14 protein-coding genes and 1 tRNA gene are annotated in these 16,966 nt (G+C 65.9%); all 15 read right to left on the reverse strand.

Annotation, left to right across the window (positions count from 1 at the left end; genetic code table 11):
• The coding region (locus WI697_RS27025) for a GTP-binding protein (protein WP_345959305.1) at positions 1–121 on the reverse strand (121 nt) is incomplete at its 3' end.
• Between the two features lie 54 nt (positions 122–175).
• Positions 176–2,257: an elongation factor G gene (fusA, locus tag WI697_RS27030; protein ID WP_062761490.1), complete on the reverse strand. Its 2,082-nt coding sequence runs from the start codon at positions 2,255–2,257 to the stop codon at positions 176–178.
• Positions 2,258–2,301: 44 nt separating this feature from the next.
• A complete protein-coding gene (gene rpsG, locus WI697_RS27035) occupies positions 2,302–2,772 on the reverse strand; it encodes a 30S ribosomal protein S7 (protein WP_014746151.1) in 471 nt (156 codons plus the stop codon).
• A gap of 26 nt (positions 2,773–2,798) precedes the next feature.
• Complete coding sequence (gene rpsL, locus WI697_RS27040) at positions 2,799–3,170, reverse strand: 30S ribosomal protein S12 (protein WP_014746152.1); 372 nt, start codon at positions 3,168–3,170, stop codon at positions 2,799–2,801.
• A 509-nt stretch (positions 3,171–3,679) separates the two neighbouring features.
• The gene (gene rpoC, locus WI697_RS27045) at positions 3,680–7,915 is read right to left on the reverse strand and encodes a DNA-directed RNA polymerase subunit beta' (protein ID WP_062761489.1); all 4,236 of its coding nucleotides are present in this window, start codon (positions 7,913–7,915) and stop codon (positions 3,680–3,682) included.
• Between the two features lie 119 nt (positions 7,916–8,034).
• Positions 8,035–12,123, reverse strand: coding sequence for a DNA-directed RNA polymerase subunit beta (rpoB, locus tag WI697_RS27050; RefSeq protein WP_062761488.1), 4,089 nt, complete (start codon positions 12,121–12,123; stop codon positions 8,035–8,037).
• Between the two features lie 118 nt (positions 12,124–12,241).
• A complete protein-coding gene (locus tag WI697_RS27055; protein ID WP_014746155.1) occupies positions 12,242–12,427 on the reverse strand; it encodes an SH3 domain-containing protein in 186 nt (61 codons plus the stop codon).
• Positions 12,428–12,856: 429 nt separating this feature from the next.
• Entirely contained in the window at positions 12,857–13,234 is a 378-nt protein-coding gene (gene rplL, locus WI697_RS27060) for a 50S ribosomal protein L7/L12 (protein WP_062761486.1), read from the reverse strand.
• Between the two features lie 141 nt (positions 13,235–13,375).
• Positions 13,376–13,894 (reverse strand): 50S ribosomal protein L10, encoded by a 519-nt coding sequence (gene rplJ / locus WI697_RS27065; protein WP_014746157.1) that lies wholly within the window; start codon positions 13,892–13,894, stop codon positions 13,376–13,378.
• A gap of 338 nt (positions 13,895–14,232) precedes the next feature.
• Positions 14,233–14,952 carry a 50S ribosomal protein L1 gene (rplA, locus tag WI697_RS27070; RefSeq protein ID WP_014746158.1) on the reverse strand — a complete coding sequence of 240 codons (720 nt, stop codon included), beginning with the start codon at positions 14,950–14,952 and terminating at the stop codon, positions 14,233–14,235.
• A 4-nt stretch (positions 14,953–14,956) separates the two neighbouring features.
• Positions 14,957–15,385 carry a 50S ribosomal protein L11 gene (gene rplK, locus WI697_RS27075; protein ID WP_014746159.1) on the reverse strand — a complete coding sequence of 143 codons (429 nt, stop codon included), beginning with the start codon at positions 15,383–15,385 and terminating at the stop codon, positions 14,957–14,959.
• 188 nt (positions 15,386–15,573) lie between these two features.
• Positions 15,574–16,107, reverse strand: coding sequence for a transcription termination/antitermination protein NusG (gene nusG, locus WI697_RS27080; protein WP_014746160.1), 534 nt, complete (start codon positions 16,105–16,107; stop codon positions 15,574–15,576).
• A gap of 21 nt (positions 16,108–16,128) precedes the next feature.
• Positions 16,129–16,326, reverse strand: coding sequence for a preprotein translocase subunit SecE (gene secE / locus WI697_RS27085; protein WP_014746161.1), 198 nt, complete (start codon positions 16,324–16,326; stop codon positions 16,129–16,131).
• A 77-nt stretch (positions 16,327–16,403) separates the two neighbouring features.
• Positions 16,404–16,478, reverse strand: a tRNA-Trp gene (locus WI697_RS27090).
• A gap of 363 nt (positions 16,479–16,841) precedes the next feature.
• A partial coding sequence (locus WI697_RS27095) for an EF-Tu C-terminal domain-related protein (protein WP_457853543.1) occupies positions 16,842–16,966 on the reverse strand: 125 nt, incomplete at its 5' end.

Raw genomic sequence — 16,966 nt, forward strand, 5'->3', positions numbered from 1 at the left:
CGCCCGTCTCGGCCAGAACCTTCGTGATCGCAGCCGTCAGCGTCGTCTTGCCATGGTCCACGTGACCGATCGTGCCGATGTTCACGTGCGGCTTGCTGCGCTCGAACTTTTCCTTACCCATGGCTCTCGCCTCCGTCTTTCCAAACGTTTTTCAAACCGGTCGTCGATCCGCGGATCAGCCCGCGTACTTCGCCTTGACCTCGTCCGCCAGATGCTGCGGAACCGGCTCGTAATGGTCGAACTGCATCGTGTACTGGGCGCGGCCCTGGGACATCGAGCGCAGCTGGTTGACGTAGCCGAACATGCTGGCCAGCGGCACCATGGCGTTCACGACGCGGGCGTTGCCGCGGCTGTCCATGCTGCTCACCTGACCACGGCGGCTGTTCAGGTCGCCGATGATGTCGCCCATGTACTCGTCCGGAGTGACGACCTCGACCTTCATGATCGGCTCGAGGAGGACCGGACGGCTCTTGCCCATGGCCTCGCGGAACGCGGCACGCGACGCGATTTCGAAGGCGAGCACCGAGCTGTCGACGTCGTGATAGGCGCCGTCGATCAGTTCGGCCTTGAGGTTCACCACCGGGAAGCCCGCGATCACGCCGTTGCCCAGGCAGGACTCGATGCCCTTCTGAACGCCGGGGACGTATTCGCGCGGAACCGAGCCGCCGACGACCTTGTTCTCGAACGCGAAGCCTTCCTCGCCCTCGACGGGCTCGAACTTCAGCTTCACCCGCGCGAACTGGCCCGAACCGCCGGTCTGCTTCTTGTGGGTGTAGTCGACCTCGACCGCCTGGCCGAAGCGCTCGCGATAGGCCACCTGCGGCTGACCGACATTCGCCTCGACCTTGAACTCGCGGCGCATGCGATCGACGATGATCTCGAGATGGAGCTCGCCCATGCCCTTGATCACGGTCTGGCCGCTTTCCTCGTCGGTCGACACGCGGAAGGACGGATCCTCCTGCGCCAGACGCGACAGGGCGAGGCCCATCTTCTCCTGGTCGCTCTTGGTCTTCGGCTCGACCGCGACCTCGATCACCGGATCCGGGAACTCCATGCGCTCCAGGATGATCTTGGCATCCGAGGCGCAGAGGGTGTCACCGGTGGTGGTGCCCTTCATGCCGCAGAGCGCCACGATATCGCCGGCGCGGGCTTCCTTGACGTCCTCGCGGCTGTTCGCATGCATCAGCAGCATGCGGCCGACGCGCTCGCGATCACCCTTCACGGTGTTCAGCACGTAGGAGCCGCTCTCGACCACACCCGAATAGACGCGGATATAGGTCAGCGAGCCGACGAAGGGGTCCGACATGATCTTGAAGGCCAGCGCCGAGAAGGGCGCCTCGTCCTTGCTCTCGCGGACCAGCGTGGTCTCCGGATCGTCGACGGCGGTGCCGCGGACGGAGGGGACGTCGACCGGCGAGGGCAGGAAGTCGATCACGGCGTCGAGCAGGGGCTGCACGCCCTTGTTCTTGAACGCCGAACCGTTGATCACGGGGACGAACTGACGCGCCAGCGTGCCCTTGCGGATGCAGCGCTTCAGGGTGGCGACGTCCGGCTCGTTGCCCTCGAGATAGGCCTCCATCACCTCGTCGTCGGCCTCGACGGCCGTCTCGACCAGCTTCTGGCGGTACTCTTCGGCGCGGTCGGCGAGATCGGCCGGGATGTCACGCTCTTCGAACTCGGCGCCGAGGCTCTCGTCCTTCCAGACGACCGCCTTCATCTTCACCAGGTCGACGATGCCGACATATTCCGACTCGGAGCCGATCGGCAGGCTCAGAACCAGCGGGTTGGCGCCCAGCCGGTCGACCATCATGTCGACGCAGCGGTAGAAGTTGGCGCCCATGCGGTCCATCTTGTTGACGAAGCAGATGCGCGGCACGCGGTACTTGTCCGCCTGCCGCCACACCGTCTCCGACTGGGGCTCGACGCCCGCGACACTGTCGAACACCGCGACCGCGCCGTCGAGAACGCGGAGCGAACGCTCCACCTCGATGGTGAAGTCGACGTGGCCCGGGGTGTCGATGATGTTGATGCGGTGGTTGTTCCAGAAGCAGGTCGTCGCGGCCGACGTGATGGTGATGCCGCGCTCCTGCTCCTGCTCCATCCAGTCCATCGTGGCCGCACCCTCGTGCACCTCACCGATCTTGTGGGACCGGCCGGTGTAATAGAGGATGCGCTCGGTCGTCGTCGTCTTACCGGCATCGATGTGCGCCATGATGCCGATGTTGCGGTAGGCCTCGATGGGCGTCGTGCGTGCCATGTTCGCGTCCAGGAAGCTGGGGTTTCTAAGAGACGGCCGACCCGTTACCAGCGATAGTGCGAGAACGCCTTGTTGGCGTCCGCCATGCGGTGGGTGTCTTCACGCTTCTTGATTGCGGTGCCACGGCTCTGCGCGGCATCGAGCAGTTCGCCGGCCAGACGCTCCACCGCCGTGTTCTCGGAACGGTTCCGGGCGGCGGTGATCAGCCAGCGGATGGCCAGGGCCTGGGCGCGATCGGGGCGGACCTCGACCGGGACCTGATAGGTGGCGCCACCGACGCGGCGGCTCTTCACCTCGACCGCCGGGCGCACGTTCTCGAGCGCCTCGTGGAAGACGCGGAGGCCTTCCTGACGGGTCTTCTGCTCGATCAGATCGAAGGCGCCGTAGACGATCGCTTCCGCGACCGACTTCTTGCCATCATACATCAGCACGTTCATGAACTTGCTGACGACGGCATCGCCGAACTTCGGATCCGGGAGAACCTGGCGCTTTTCAGCGGCATGACGACGGGACATGGATCAACCTCTCCTTGACGGCCGGATCACTTCGGCCGCTTGGCGCCGTACTTCGAACGACGCTGACGACGGTTCTTGACGCCCTGGGTGTCCAGCGTGCCGCGGAGGATGTGGTAGCGCACGCCCGGAAGGTCCTTCACGCGGCCGCCACGGATCAGCACCACCGAGTGCTCCTGAAGGTTGTGACCTTCGCCCGGAATGTAGCTGGTGACTTCGAAGCTGTTGGTCAGACGCACGCGGGCGACCTTACGAAGCGCCGAGTTCGGCTTCTTCGGGGTGGTCGTGTACACGCGGGTGCAGACACCACGCTTCTGGGGGCACGCCTCGAGGGCCGGCACCTTGTTGCGATCCACCGGCGCGAGGCGCGGCTTGCGGATCAGCTGATTGATCGTGGGCATCCAATCGATCCCGTCAAACTTGGGCTGCAGGGTTTGCGACCCTGCGTCCACACAAAAACCGTCGGAGGGCAAAGCCCCTTTCCCGCCAACGGCACAAATGCCGGCTCGGGAAAGGCTTTACCTTCCGGGGGCTGTTTTCGCCGGCCCCTACGGCATGGAGGGGACCGGATGTCCGTGCGGCATGGACGCGCCCGCCCATGGGGGTCCGCACACCAGCCCCCGAAGTGAGCGCGCATACTAGTTGTGGCCCCTCCCCCCGTCAACCCCAAAAGGCTTGACACGCAAGGGTTTCCGGCCCGTCGGGGAATCCCGCGGGACTCTGCGGAATCCTGCAGGATTCCCGCGAAAAGCGAGGACCCGTACCTCCGGGGCGGGTAGCGGACCTGCATCATCTGCATGCCCCGGCCTCCCCCCGGCCCCGCCCCCTCAAACGCCGACGGCCCTGTTGCCGCCCCTCGAAGGGCAGCAACAGGGCCGCGGTGTCGTCCGGGGCGTCCTGGCCTGCAGGGTTACTCCGCAGCGCCCGGCACGTCGGCGGAGCTTTCCAGCGCCGTCTCGTCGCCGTCCTCGTTGCCGAGCAGGGCCTTGTCGCGGTTGGCCGCGATCGACTTCAGCCGGTTCACGGCGGCACCGGTGCCGGCCGGGATCAGCCGGCCGACGATGACGTTCTCCTTCAGGCCGTCCAGCGTGTCCATCTTGCCGGCGGTCGCCGCCTCGGTGAGCACGCGGGTGGTCTCCTGGAACGACGCCGCCGAGATGAACGACCGGGTCAGCAGCGAGGCCTTGGTGATGCCCTGGAGCACCGGCTCGGCCTTCGCCTCGCGCATGTCGGGCTGACGCTCGCCGCCTTCCGACGCCAGACGCTCGGCATTGCGCTGCCGGACCTTGGCGTTGATCTGGTCGAACTCGAACCGGTCGACCTGCTCGCCGAGCAGGAAGGTGGTGTCGCCCGGATCCAGGATCTCGACCTTCTGCAGCATCTGGCGAACGATCACCTCGATGTGCTTGTCGTTGATCTTCACGCCCTGCAGCCGGTAGACCTCCTGGATCTCGTTGATCAGGTAGGAGGCCAGCTCCTCGACACCCAGCACGCGCAGGATGTCGTGGGGCACCGGGTTGCCGTCCATCAGCAGGTCGCCGCGGCGGACATAGTCACCCTCCTGGACCGTCAGGTGCTTGCCCTTCGGGACCAGGTACTCGCGCGGCTCCTGATCCGCCTCGTCCGGCACGATCAGGATGCGGCGCTTGCTCTTGTAGTCGCGGCCGAACTCGACCTTGCCCTGGATCTCGGCGATGACCGCATGATCCTTGGGCTTGCGGGCCTCGAACAGTTCCGCGACGCGCGGCAGACCACCGGTGATGTCGCGGGTCTTGCTGCTCTCGCGCGGGATACGCGCCAGAACGTCACCTGCGTTCACCTGCTGGCCATTCTCCACCGACAGCACGGCATCCACGCTCATGAAATAGCGGGCTTCCATGCCGTTCGGCAGGGTCAGGACCTCGCCCTGGCTGTCGCGCAGCGTGATCCGCGGGCGCAGATCCGCGCCACGGGGCTGCTGGCGCCAGTCGATGACGACCTTGTTGGCGATACCGGTGGCCTCGTCCATCCGTTCCAGCAGCGAGATGCCGTCGACCAGGTCGACGTAATGCGCCACACCGCTGGTTTCGGTGATGATCGGCACCGTATACGGGTCCCAATCCGCCAGACGCTGACCGGCGGTGACCATCTGGCCCTCGTCCACGAACAGACGACCACCATAGGGCACCTTGTGCCGCGCCTTCTCGCGGCCGTCCTCGGCAAGGAGGACGACTTCGAGATTGCGGGACATGACGACCAGGGCGCCCTGGCTGTCGCGCACCACATTGCGGTTCACCAGCTGCACGCGGCCTTCGTAATTGGCCTCGATGCTGGAGACGACCGCGCCGCGCTGCGCCGCACCGCCGATATGGAAGGTCCGCATGGTCAGCTGCGTGCCCGGCTCGCCGATCGACTGCGCCGCGATGACGCCGACCGCCTCGCCAATATTCACCCGCGTGCCGCGCGCCAGATCGCGACCATAGCAGGCCGCGCAGACGCCGTGGCCGCTCTCGCAGGTCAGCACCGAGCGGATGCGGATGGCTTCGACGCCGGCCTCGTCGACCCGCTCGACCACCGCCTCGTCGATCAGCTCGCCGGCAGCCACCACGACCTCGCCGGTCGTGGGATGGGTCACCGCCTCGGCGGCGGTCCGGCCCAGGATACGATCGGCCAGGGTCTCGATCACCACGCCGCCGTCGATGACGGCACGGGTCATCAGGCCCTGCTCGGTCCCGCAATCTTCCTCGGTGATGACGCAGTCCTGCGCCACGTCGACGAGACGGCGGGTGAGATAACCCGAGTTCGCGGTCTTCAGCGCCGTGTCGGCCAGGCCCTTACGGGCACCGTGCGTCGAGTTGAAGTACTCGAGCACCGACAGGCCTTCCTTGAAGTTCGAGATGATCGGCGTCTCGATGATCTCGCCCGAGGGCTTGGCCATCAGGCCCCGCATGCCCGCAAGCTGCTTCATCTGGGCCGCCGAACCACGGGCGCCGGAATGGGCCATCATGTAGATCGAGTTCATGTGGCGGGGGCTTTTGGCCATGCCCGCCTGACCCTGACCCGAGATGACGCGCATCATGGCGTCCGCGACCTGGTCGGTGCACTTCGCCCAGGCGTCGACGACCTTGTTGTACTTTTCACCCTTGGTGATGAGACCCTCCTGGTACTGGGTCTCGTACTGCTTCACCTCTTCGGTGGTGACGGCCACCAGCTCCGCCTTCTCGTCGGGGACGATCATGTCGTCCTTGCCGAACGAGATGCCGGCGCGCGCCGCACGGCGGAAGCCGAGCGCCATCAGCCGGTCGCAGAAGATCACCGTTTCCTTCTGACCGCAGTGGCGGTAGACGGCGTCGATGACGTTGGTGATCTCTTTCTTGGTCAGAACCCGGTTGATCAGGTCGAACTTGATCTTGGGGTTCCGCGGCAGGATCTCGGAGAGCAGCATGCGGCCCGGGGTCGCATCCACCATCACCGTGATCGGGTTGTTGTCGTCGTCCACCGTGCGGTAGCGGCAGCGGATCTTGGCATGCAGGCTGACGACGCCGGCGTCGAGCGCCTGGTCGATCTCGCCCACATCGGCGAACACCATGCCCTCGCCCAGCTCGTTCTCGCCGATCTGGGTCTGGTAGTAGAGGCCGAGGACGATGTCCTGCGACGGCACGATGATCGGCTTGCCGTTCGCGGGGCTCAGGATGTTGTTGGTCGACATCATGAGCACGCGGGCTTCAAGCTGCGCCTCGATCGACAGCGGCACATGCACCGCCATCTGGTCGCCGTCGAAGTCGGCGTTGAAGGCCGCGCAGACCAGCGGGTGCAGCTGGATCGCCTTGCCCTCGATCAGCACCGGCTCGAAAGCCTGGATGCCGAGGCGGTGCAGGGTCGGCGCGCGGTTCAGGAACACCGGATGCTCGCGGATGACTTCGTCGAGCACGTCCCAGACCTCGGGGCGCTCTTTCTCCACCATGCGCTTCGCCGCCTTGATGGTGGTGGCGAGGCCATAGAGTTCGAGCTTCGAGTAGATGAACGGCTTGAAGAGTTCGAGCGCCATCTTCTTGGGCAGGCCGCACTGGTGGAGCTTCAGCTCCGGGCCCACCACGATGACCGAACGACCCGAATAGTCGACGCGCTTGCCGAGCAGGTTCTGACGGAACCGGCCCTGCTTGCCCTTCAGCATGTCGGACAGCGACTTCAGCGGACGCTTGTTGGCGCCGGTGATGACGCGGCCGCGACGGCCGTTGTCGAACAGCGCATCCACCGCTTCCTGCAGCATGCGCTTCTCGTTGCGCACGATGATGTCGGGCGCGCGCAGTTCGAGCAGACGCTTCAGGCGGTTGTTGCGGTTGATGACGCGGCGATAGAGGTCGTTCAGGTCCGAGGTCGCGAAGCGGCCACCGTCCAGCGGCACCAGCGGGCGCAGGTCCGGCGGGATGACGGGCACGACTTCCAGGATCATCCACTCGGGACGATTCTCGGACTCGATGAAGGATTCGAGCAGCTTCAGCCGCTTGACCAGCTTCTTGCGCTTGGCTTCCGACGAGGTCTCGACCAGCTCGGTGCGCATCTCATCGCTCTCGCGATCGAGATCGAGCTGCTTCAGCATGTCGCGGATGGCTTCGGCGCCGATACCCGCCTGGAAGGCGTCCGGGCCGTATTCCTCCTGCGCACGCATGAACTGCTCTTCCGTCAGCAGCTGGTGCTGCTTGAGCGGCGTGAGGCCCGGCTCCATCACCACGTAGTTCTCGAAATAGAGAACCCGCTCGATGTCCTTCAGCGTCATGTCGAGCAGAAGGCCGATGCGCGAGGGCAGCGACTTCAGGAACCAGATATGCGCGACCGGCGAGGCCAGTTCGATATGGCCCATGCGTTCACGACGCACCTTGGCCTGAATGACCTCGACGCCGCACTTCTCGCAGACGATGCCGCGATGCTTCATGCGCTTGTACTTGCCGCACAGGCATTCGTAGTCCTTGATCGGACCGAAAATGCGTGCGCAGAACAGGCCGTCGCGCTCCGGCTTGAACGTGCGGTAGTTGATCGTCTCGGGCTTCTTGACCTCGCCATACGACCAGGACCGGATCTTCTCCGGGCTGGCGATGGAGATGCGGATCGCATCGAAGGACTGCGCCCCCGAACCGAAGCCGAACAGATTGAGCACGTCGTTGTTCATGGGAAAGTCGCTCTCCCTTAGCGCGTCTTCCGCAAGGTCTGCGGAGTGCGGACGGCGCGGCGGACGGATATGGCAGCCATATCCATCCGCCGCGCCGGAGATCGGCCGGGCCGATGGCGTCAGTCGTTACGGACCAGTTCGACGTCGAGGCCGAGTGCCTGGATTTCCTTCACGAGAACGTTGAAGCTCTCGGGGATGCCGGCCTCGAAGGTATCGTCGCCCTTGACGATCGCCTCGTAGATCTTGGTCCGGCCCGACACGTCGTCGGACTTCACCGTCAGCATTTCCTGCAGCGTGTAGGCGGCACCATAGGCCTGGAGCGCCCACACCTCCATTTCACCGAAACGCTGACCGCCGAAATGCGCCTTACCGCCCAGCGGCTGCTGGGTGACCAGGCTGTAGGGGCCGATGGACCGGGCGTGGATCTTGTCGTCGACCAGGTGGTGGAGCTTCAGCATGTAGATGTAGCCCACGGTCACCTTGCGGTCGAAGGGCTCACCCGTGCGGCCGTCGATCAGCTGGACCTGACCGGAATGGTCGAGCCCGGCTTCTTCCAGCATCCGCACGACGTCGCCTTCGTTGGCACCGTCGAAGACCGGGGTCGCCATCGGCACGCCGCGCTTCAGATTGCGCGCCAGCTCCAGCACCTCGGCATCCGACATGCCGTCGATCTCGCGGCAGTCGTCTTCCCGTTCATAGACCTGACGCAGATAGGCACGCAGGTCGTCCATGGTCTTGCCGCGGTCCATCTCCTCGACGATCTTGCCGATCTTGCGGCCGAGCCCGGCCGAAGCCCAGCCCAGATGCGTCTCGAGGATCTGCCCGACATTCATGCGGCTCGGCACGCCCAGCGGGTTCAGCACGATGTCGACATTGCCGCCGTCTTCCAGATACGGCATGTCCTCGATCGGCATGATGCGCGAGATGACGCCCTTGTTGCCGTGACGGCCGGCCATCTTGTCGCCCGGCTGAAGCTTGCGCTTCACGGCGATGAAGACCTTGACCATCTTGAGCACGCCGGGCGGCAGCTCGTCGCCGCGCTGCAGCTTCTCGACCTTGTTCTCGAAGCGCTTCTGAAGCTGATCGACCCGCTGGTCGAGCTGCTTCTTCACCGCCTCGATATCGGCCATGCGAGCCTCGTCGGCGATGGCGATCTGCCACCACTGACCGCGGGTGAAGGACGAGAGCACCTCGTCGGTCACCACCTCGCCCGCCTTGATGCCGCGCGGGCCGCCGACGATCTTCTGACCGTCGAGCAGGTCGCGGAGCTGGCGATAGGCGTTGCGCTCCAGGATCGCGCGCTCGTCGTCGCGGTCCTTGGCCAGACGGTCGATCTCTTCCCGCTCGATCGCCAGGGCGCGCTGGTCCTTGTCGACGCCGCGGCGCGAGAACACCCGCACTTCGACGACGGTGCCGGTCACACCCGGCGGCACGCGCAGCGAGGTGTCGCGGACATTCGCGGCCTTCTCGCCGAAGATGGCGCGGAGCAGCTTCTCTTCCGGCGTCATCGGGCTTTCGCCCTTCGGCGTGACCTTGCCGACCAGAATGTCGCCCGCCTTCACCTCGGCACCGATATAGGTGATGCCGGCCTCGTCGAGATTGCGGAGGCCTTCCTCACCGACATTCGGGATGTCGCGGGTGATTTCCTCAGGCCCCAGCTTCGTGTCGCGGGCCATCACCTCGAATTCCTCGATATGGATCGAGGTGAACACGTCGTCCGAGACGATGCGTTCCGAGATGAGGATCGAGTCCTCGAAGTTGTAGCCCATCCACGGCATGAACGCGACGAGCACGTTCCGGCCGAGGGCGAGGTCGCCCAGCTCGGTCGACGGGCCGTCGGCGATGATGTCGCCGGCCTGGATCCGGTCACCCACCTTCACCAGCGGACGCTGGTTGATGCAGGTGTTCTGGTTCGACCGCTGGAACTTCGACAGCTTGTAGATGTCGACGCCGTTGGTGGCGCCGTCGCCGTCGGTCACGCGGATCACGATGCGGGTGGCGTCGACCTGGTCGACCACGCCGCCGCGCTTTGCGGCCAGCGCCACGCCCGAGTCGCGTGCCACCACCGGCTCGATGCCGGTGCCGACCAGCGGCGCCTCGGCACGGACCAGCGGCACCGCCTGACGCTGCATGTTCGAGCCCATCAGCGCGCGGTTCGCGTCGTCGTTCTCAAGGAACGGGATCAGCGAGGCCGCAACCGAAACCAGCTGCTTCGGCGACACGTCGATATGGGTGATCTGCTCGCGCGGCGACATGACGAACTCGCCCATCTCGCGGCAGGTCACCAGCTCGTTGACGAAGCGGCCTTCGGCATCGAGATCGGCATTGGCCTGCGCGATGGTGTAGCGGCCCTCTTCCATCGCCGAGAGGTACACGACCTCGTCGGTGACGCGGCCGTCGACCACCTTGCGATAGGGGCTTTCGATGAAGCCGTATTTGTTCACCCGCGCATAGGTGGCCAGGCTGTTGATCAGACCGATATTCGGGCCTTCCGGCGTCTCGATCGGGCAGATGCGGCCGTAATGCGTGGGATGGATGTCGCGGACCTCGAAGCCCGCCCGCTCGCGGGTCAGACCGCCCGGGCCAAGCGCCGACAGGCGGCGCTTATGGGTGATTTCCGACAGCGGGTTGGTCTGGTCCATGAACTGCGACAGCTGCGAAGAGCCGAAGAACTCGCGCACCGCCGCCGCCGCCGGCTTCGCATTGATCAGGTCGTGGGGCATGACCGACTCGATGTCGACCGAGCCCATACGCTCCTTGATCGCGCGCTCCATGCGCAGCAGACCGATGCGGTACTGGTTCTCCATCAGCTCGCCGACCGACCGGACGCGGCGGTTGCCGAGATGGTCGATGTCGTCGATCTCGCCCTTGCCGTCCTTCAGGTCGACCAGGGTCTTGATGACCGAGAGGATGTCCTCGCGGCGCAGCACCCGCACGCTGTCGTCGGTGTCGAGGCCGAGACGCATGTTCATCTTCACGCGACCGACGGCCGAGAGGTCGTAGCGCTCGCTGTCGAAGAACAGGCTCTCGAACAGGGCCTCGGCGGTCTCGGGGGTCGGCGGCTCACCCGGGCGCATCACCCGGTAGATGTTCATGAGCGCTTCGTCGCGGGTGTCGGTGCGGTCCAGCATCAGCGTGTTGCGCATATAGGCGCCCACATTGATGTGGTCGATCGCCAGCGTCGGCAGCCGGGTGATGCCCAGCTCCTCCAGCTTCACCAGATGCTCGGCGGTGATCTCGTCACCGGCCTCGATAAGGACCTCGCCGGTGGTCTCGTCGATCACGTCCTCGCCGGCATAGGCGCCGATCAGGTCTTCCGGCGCCACCACGAAGGCGCGCAGGCCGCTTTCGACCAGCTTGCGGATCACCCGCGGCGCCAGCTTCTTGCCGGCCTCGGCGACGACCTCGCCGGTATCGGCGTCGATCAGGTCGCGGGCGAGCTTGATGCCGCGCAGGCGGTCTTCGACGAAGGGCGTCTGCCAGCCCTTGTCGTTCTGCTCGTAGGTGATCGTGGCGTAGAAGGTCGAGAGGATCTGCTCGTTGTCATAGCCGAGCGCGCGCAGCAGCGTGGTCGCCGGCAGCTTGCGGCGACGGTCGATGCGCACATAGACCAGATCCTTGGCGTCGAACTCGAAATCGAGCCACGAGCCGCGATAGGGGATGATCCGGGCGGCGTAGAGCAGCTTGCCCGAGGCATGGGTCTTGCCGCGGTCATGGTCGAAGAAGACGCCCGGCGAGCGGTGCATCTGGCTGACGATGACGCGCTCGGTGCCGTTGACGATGAAGGTGCCCTTGTCCGTCATGAGCGGCATGTCGCCCATGTAGACGTCCTGCTCCTTGATGTCGCGGATCGACCGGGCGCCGGTGTCTTCGTCGATGTCCCACACGACCAGACGCAGCGTGACCTTCAGCGGCGCGGCGAAGGTCATGCCGCGCTGCTGGCATTCCTCGACGTCGAACTTCGGGGTCTCGAGTTCATAGCGCACGAACTCGAGAGTCGCGCGGTCGGAAAAGTCCTTGATCGGAAAAACCGACTTGAACACGCCCTGCAGACCGCTATCCGGGCGCTGGGCCGGATCGGCGTCGAGCTGAAGGAACTGGTCGTACGACTTCTTCTGGACCTCGATCAGGTTCGGCAGCGTCGTGACTTCGGGGATGCGACCGAAGCTCTTCCGAACGCGCTTGCGACCCGTAAACGAGTATGCCATCGTCGTTCCTCTCGAACCGTTTTTCTAACGGCGTCGGCGCCGTCAATTCATGCGCCCGCCCCGCCTGCAGGACCCCCGGCATTCACCGGAGCCGGTCCTCAGACAGTCGATCCCGCACTCACCGCCCCAGGCCACCGGCTGCCGACGCGCCGGTGAAGTCGGACGTTTCGACGAAAACGGCCGGCACTCCGCCCGCGCGCGTCGCGCGCTGCGATGAGCCGACCAGCCATCCGTCGTTCACGTCCTGCTGCGTGCCCGTCCATGACGGGATCGCATCCTTCCGCCGAGGGACGATCGCCTGCATATCCGTCTGAAATCCACACACCCGAAGACGCGTCCGATCCAGCCACATACACATGCGGTTGCGGCGCCATGCCGGATCCTGCATGACGCCCGATGAAACCCGTAAGTAGTTGCGTGTGTCCAGCCTGTCGCGGAGCCAAAGCTGCCCGTCACCACTTGCGAGCCTGTGACCATATCCGAAAGCGAGGCGGATGGGAAGATTTTTGTTGCAGCACATGGCCGCGCCCATCACGGCGGCGATCGATGGTCCGGCCCGCCGGCCACACGGCCCTGCCCGTCGCGCCCCCGGCGGCGATGCCACCGAAGGATCCTCCCGGCAAGGCGACGCCGCCCGCCCCCGGGCGAACCGGGGTCGGGCGGCGCAGCTGCCGCGACACCCTTGGGCGTCGCGGCGGATCGCTCGGTCGAGCGATGCGTCGGGTCGGGTGAATTACTTCACTTCGACCTTCGCACCGGCCTCTTCCAGCTTCTTCTTCATCGCCTCGGCTTCGTCCTTGGTCACGCCTTCCTTCACCGGCTTCGGCGCGCCCTCGACCAGGTCCTTGGCTTCCTTCAGGCCAAGGCCCGTGATCGCACGGACTTCCTTAATGACGTTGATCTTCTTCTCGCCGGCATCGGCGAGGATCACGTCGAACTCGGTCTTCTCCTCGACCGGGGCGGCAGCCTCGGCGGCGCCACCGGCGGCAGCCACGGCGACCGGAGCGGCGGCGGAGACGCCCCACTTCTCTTCGAGCATCTTCGAGAGCTCGGCGGCCTCGATAACGGTGAGGGCGGACAGCTCGTCAACCAGGCGGGCGAGATCGGCCATTGTAGTAGCTCCTGAACTTCGATCCGGGTCGGCCCGCGCGGGGTCCGGTCACGGGCCGGCATCTGCCGTGCCACCAACCGGTGCCCTGGGTCGGGCGGGCCTTCGATGATGGGTTTGGTCCGAGGGGTGGGCAGCCTGGGGTCAGGCGGCCTGGTCCTTCTCGGCATAGGCCTTGAGGACACGGGCCAGCTGGCCGCCGGGGGCCTGCAGCACGCCGACGATGCGGCTCGCGGGCGCCTGAAGGACGCCGATGAGCTTGCCGCGCAGTTCGTCGAGCGACGGCAGGTCCGCAAGGGCCTTGATGCCGTTGGCGTCGAGGGTCTGACCGATGATGCCGCCGCCCAGAACAACGAGCTTCTCGTTGGTCTTGGCGAACTTCATCGTGGCCTTGGCCGCCGCCACCGGATCCGACGACACCGCAATGGCGGTCGGGCCGTTGAACAGCGGGATGATCCCCTCGAAAGCCGTCCCCTGGAGTGCCAGACGGGCGAGCGTGTTCTTGGTGACCTTGAAGGACGCGCCAACCTCGCGCATCCCGATCCGGAGCTGGGTGGACTCGGCCACCGTCAGACCCCGGTAATGGGTCACCACCACGACGCCCGCGGACGTGAAGGACTGGCGCAGTTCTGCGACCAGCTCTTCCTTGCTTGCACGATCCACGGTTCGTCTCCGCGTGTGGGTTACCATGCGACGCGCCGGCTCCCCCGGATAAGGGGGGACGCCGCATCGCGGCTCGGTGGCACCGCCTCTGGTTTCCGGCCGGGCCGGGAACCCTCGGGGTGCCGTCCGCACCTGCCGCGAGTCTGCGAACCGTCCGGACCGGCAAGACGCCGCACCGGATCGATTGCTCGCCGTCTGGACAGGCGGATCCCGGGGGATCCATTAAATGCCGGGCGCTCCGGTCGGAACCGGGGGTCCGGCACACCTGCCGTCTCGGACAGGACGGTCTTCAGTCATCCGGCCCGCGGGAACCCGCCGGCCGGATGAAGGTCTTGAAGTCAGGCCGCGTTGCCCTGGCCACCCGGCTGGGTGATCTCGGCAACGTCGACGCGCACGCCCGGACCCATGGTCGAGCTGAGCGCCAGCTTCTTCAGGTAGGTGCCCTTGGCACCCGACGGCTTCGCCTTGATCAGCGCATCCACGAAGGCGCGGATGTTCTCGACCAGGGCGGTCTCCGAGAAGCTCGCCTTGCCGACGCCGCCATGGATGATACCGGCCTTTTCGACGCGGAATTCAACCTGGCCGGCCTTGGCGGCCTTGACCGCATCGGCGACGTTCGGGGTGACGGTGCCGAGCTTCGGGTTCGGCATCAGGCCGCGGGGGCCGAGCACGCGGCCCAGACGACCCACCACCGGCATGAGGTCCGGGGTCGCGATGGCGCGCTCGAAATCGATCTTGCCGCCGAGGATCTCTTCGGCCAGATCTTCCGCACCCACCACTTCGGCGCCGGCCGCACGGGCCTCTTCGGCCTTGTCGCCGCGGGCGAAGACCGCCACGCGCACGCTCTTGCCGGTGCCGTTGGGCAGCTGCACCACGCCACGGACCATCTGGTCGGCGTGACGCGGATCGACGCCCAGGCCGACCGAGATTTCGACGGTCTCGTCGAACTTCGCGCCGGCATTGGCCTTCACCAGCGCCACCGCCTCGTCAAGGCCGTAGAGCTTCTCGCGATCGACGGTCGCGCGGGCCTGCTTCAGTCGCTTGCCGTGGAACGCCATCCGATTACTCCACCACCACGAGGCCCATGGACCGGGCCGAGCCCTTCACCATCTGAATCGCGCCGTCCAGGTCGTTCGCGTTCAGATCGACCATCTTGTCCTCGGCGATCTTGGCGATCTGCTCGAGGGTGATGGAACCGGACTGGGCCTTGCCGGGGGTGGCACCGCCCTTGGAGATGCCCGCGGCCTTCTTGATGTAGTACGAAACCGGCGGCTTCTTCATGATGAAGGTGAAGCTGCGGTCCTGGTAGGCCGTGATGACCACCGGGATCGGCATGCCGACTTCCATACCCTGGGTCTGCGCGTTGAACGCCTTGCAGAACTCCATGATGTTCAGGCCGCGCTGACCGAGCGCGGGACCGATCGGCGGCGACGGGTTCGCCTTACCGGCCGGCACCTGAAGCCGGATATAGCCGGTAATCTTCTTTGCCATGTTCAGACCCTTCCATTCAGACGGGGCGGCGGTGGCGGCCCTGGCAAGGCCTCCCGCCGGCACCACCCGCGATCGCCCGTGCCGTCACCGGCTCCGGAGCTGCGGGCTGCATCCGCCCGGCGGATGCCGGAACGGATGCGGGCGAAGCCGGCCCTGAAGAGGCCGGCTTCGCCCGAAGCCTTGATGTCTCAGACCTTTTCGACCTGAGAGAATTCCAGTTCGACCGGGGTCGAGCGGCCGAAGATCGAAACGGCCACCTTCAGGCGAGCCCGCTCGTCGTCGACATCCTCGACCACACCGTTGAACGAGGTGAACGGACCGTCGGCCACCCGCACCTGCTCGCCGATCTCGAAGCTGATCGACGGCTTGGGGCGCTCGACGCCTTCCTTCACCTGATTGATGATCCGGTCGGCTTCCGCCTGGGTGATCGGCACGGGGCGCGAGCCGCCGCCGCCCAGGAACCCGGTGACCTTCGGCGTGTCCTTGACCAGATGCCAGGTGTCGTCGGTCAGCTGCATCTTCACCAGCACATAGCCGGGGAAGAACTTGCGCTCGGTGTTGACCTTCACGCCGCGGCGGACCTCGACCACGTCTTCCGACGGCACCAGGACCTCTTCGATCAGGCCTTCCATGCCCTTGCGGGCGGCCTGTTCGCGGATCGACTGCGCCACCTTCTTCTCGAAGCCCGAGTAGACGTGGATGATGTACCAGTTGCTGATCATGGTGCCGGCTCCTCGTTCAGGTCAGGCGCCGAGGCCGAGGATCAGCCGAACGCCCCAGGCGATCACCTGGTCGGCGACGAAGAAGAAGATCGCCGCGACGAACGCCATCACGAACACGGTGGCGGTGGTGATCAGCGTTTCCTTGCGGGTCGGCCAGGTGACGCGGCGCGCCTCCTGACGAACCTGCCGCACGAACTCGCCGGGGGAAGTCTTGGCCATGGCTACTCTGTTCCGGATCTGCCGCCGGTCAGCCCGGGCGGCTCTGGGTCGGGGTCACGAACGCGCGGCGGAGAGGTTGGCAGGAGTGGAGGGACTCGAACCCCCAGCCCCCGGTTTTGGAGACCGGTGCTCTACCATTGAGCTACACTCCTCCACCGCCGCACGACACACCGGACCGGCCGATGCGACGTGCCCTTCAAAGATCACGGCCCGCCTTCCTGAAGGCCTGCCCTACGATCGACGCCGTAAGGTGCCCGGTTCGGCAGACAAGGCCCGGTTCGGCAGACAAGGATCGCCGTCGCCCGCAGGTGCGGACGGGCCATCCTTCTAGCGCGTCATGTCCGACTTGTCGAGACACTTTCGACGCCCTGCGCGCAGTTCTTCGCGTCGCCCCTGAAGCACCGTCCGGCGCCGCCGGGAAAACGCCGCGGCCCCTGCCGGAACATTGTCCGGCAGGGGCCGCAAAGCGGGTCCGGAGGCCGCTGGAACCGGGGTTCCGGGCCTCCGGGGTCTCGTCAGCCCATCACCTTGGCGACGACGCCGGCGCCGACGGTACGGCCGCCTTCGCGGATCGCGAAGCGCAGGCCTTCGTCCATGGCGATCGGCGAGATCAGCTCGACGGTGACCGACACGTTGTCAC

Origin of the sequence: Tistrella mobilis (genome assembly GCF_039634785.1) — a bacterium.
Classification (GTDB): Bacteria; Pseudomonadota; Alphaproteobacteria; order Tistrellales; family Tistrellaceae; genus Tistrella; species Tistrella mobilis.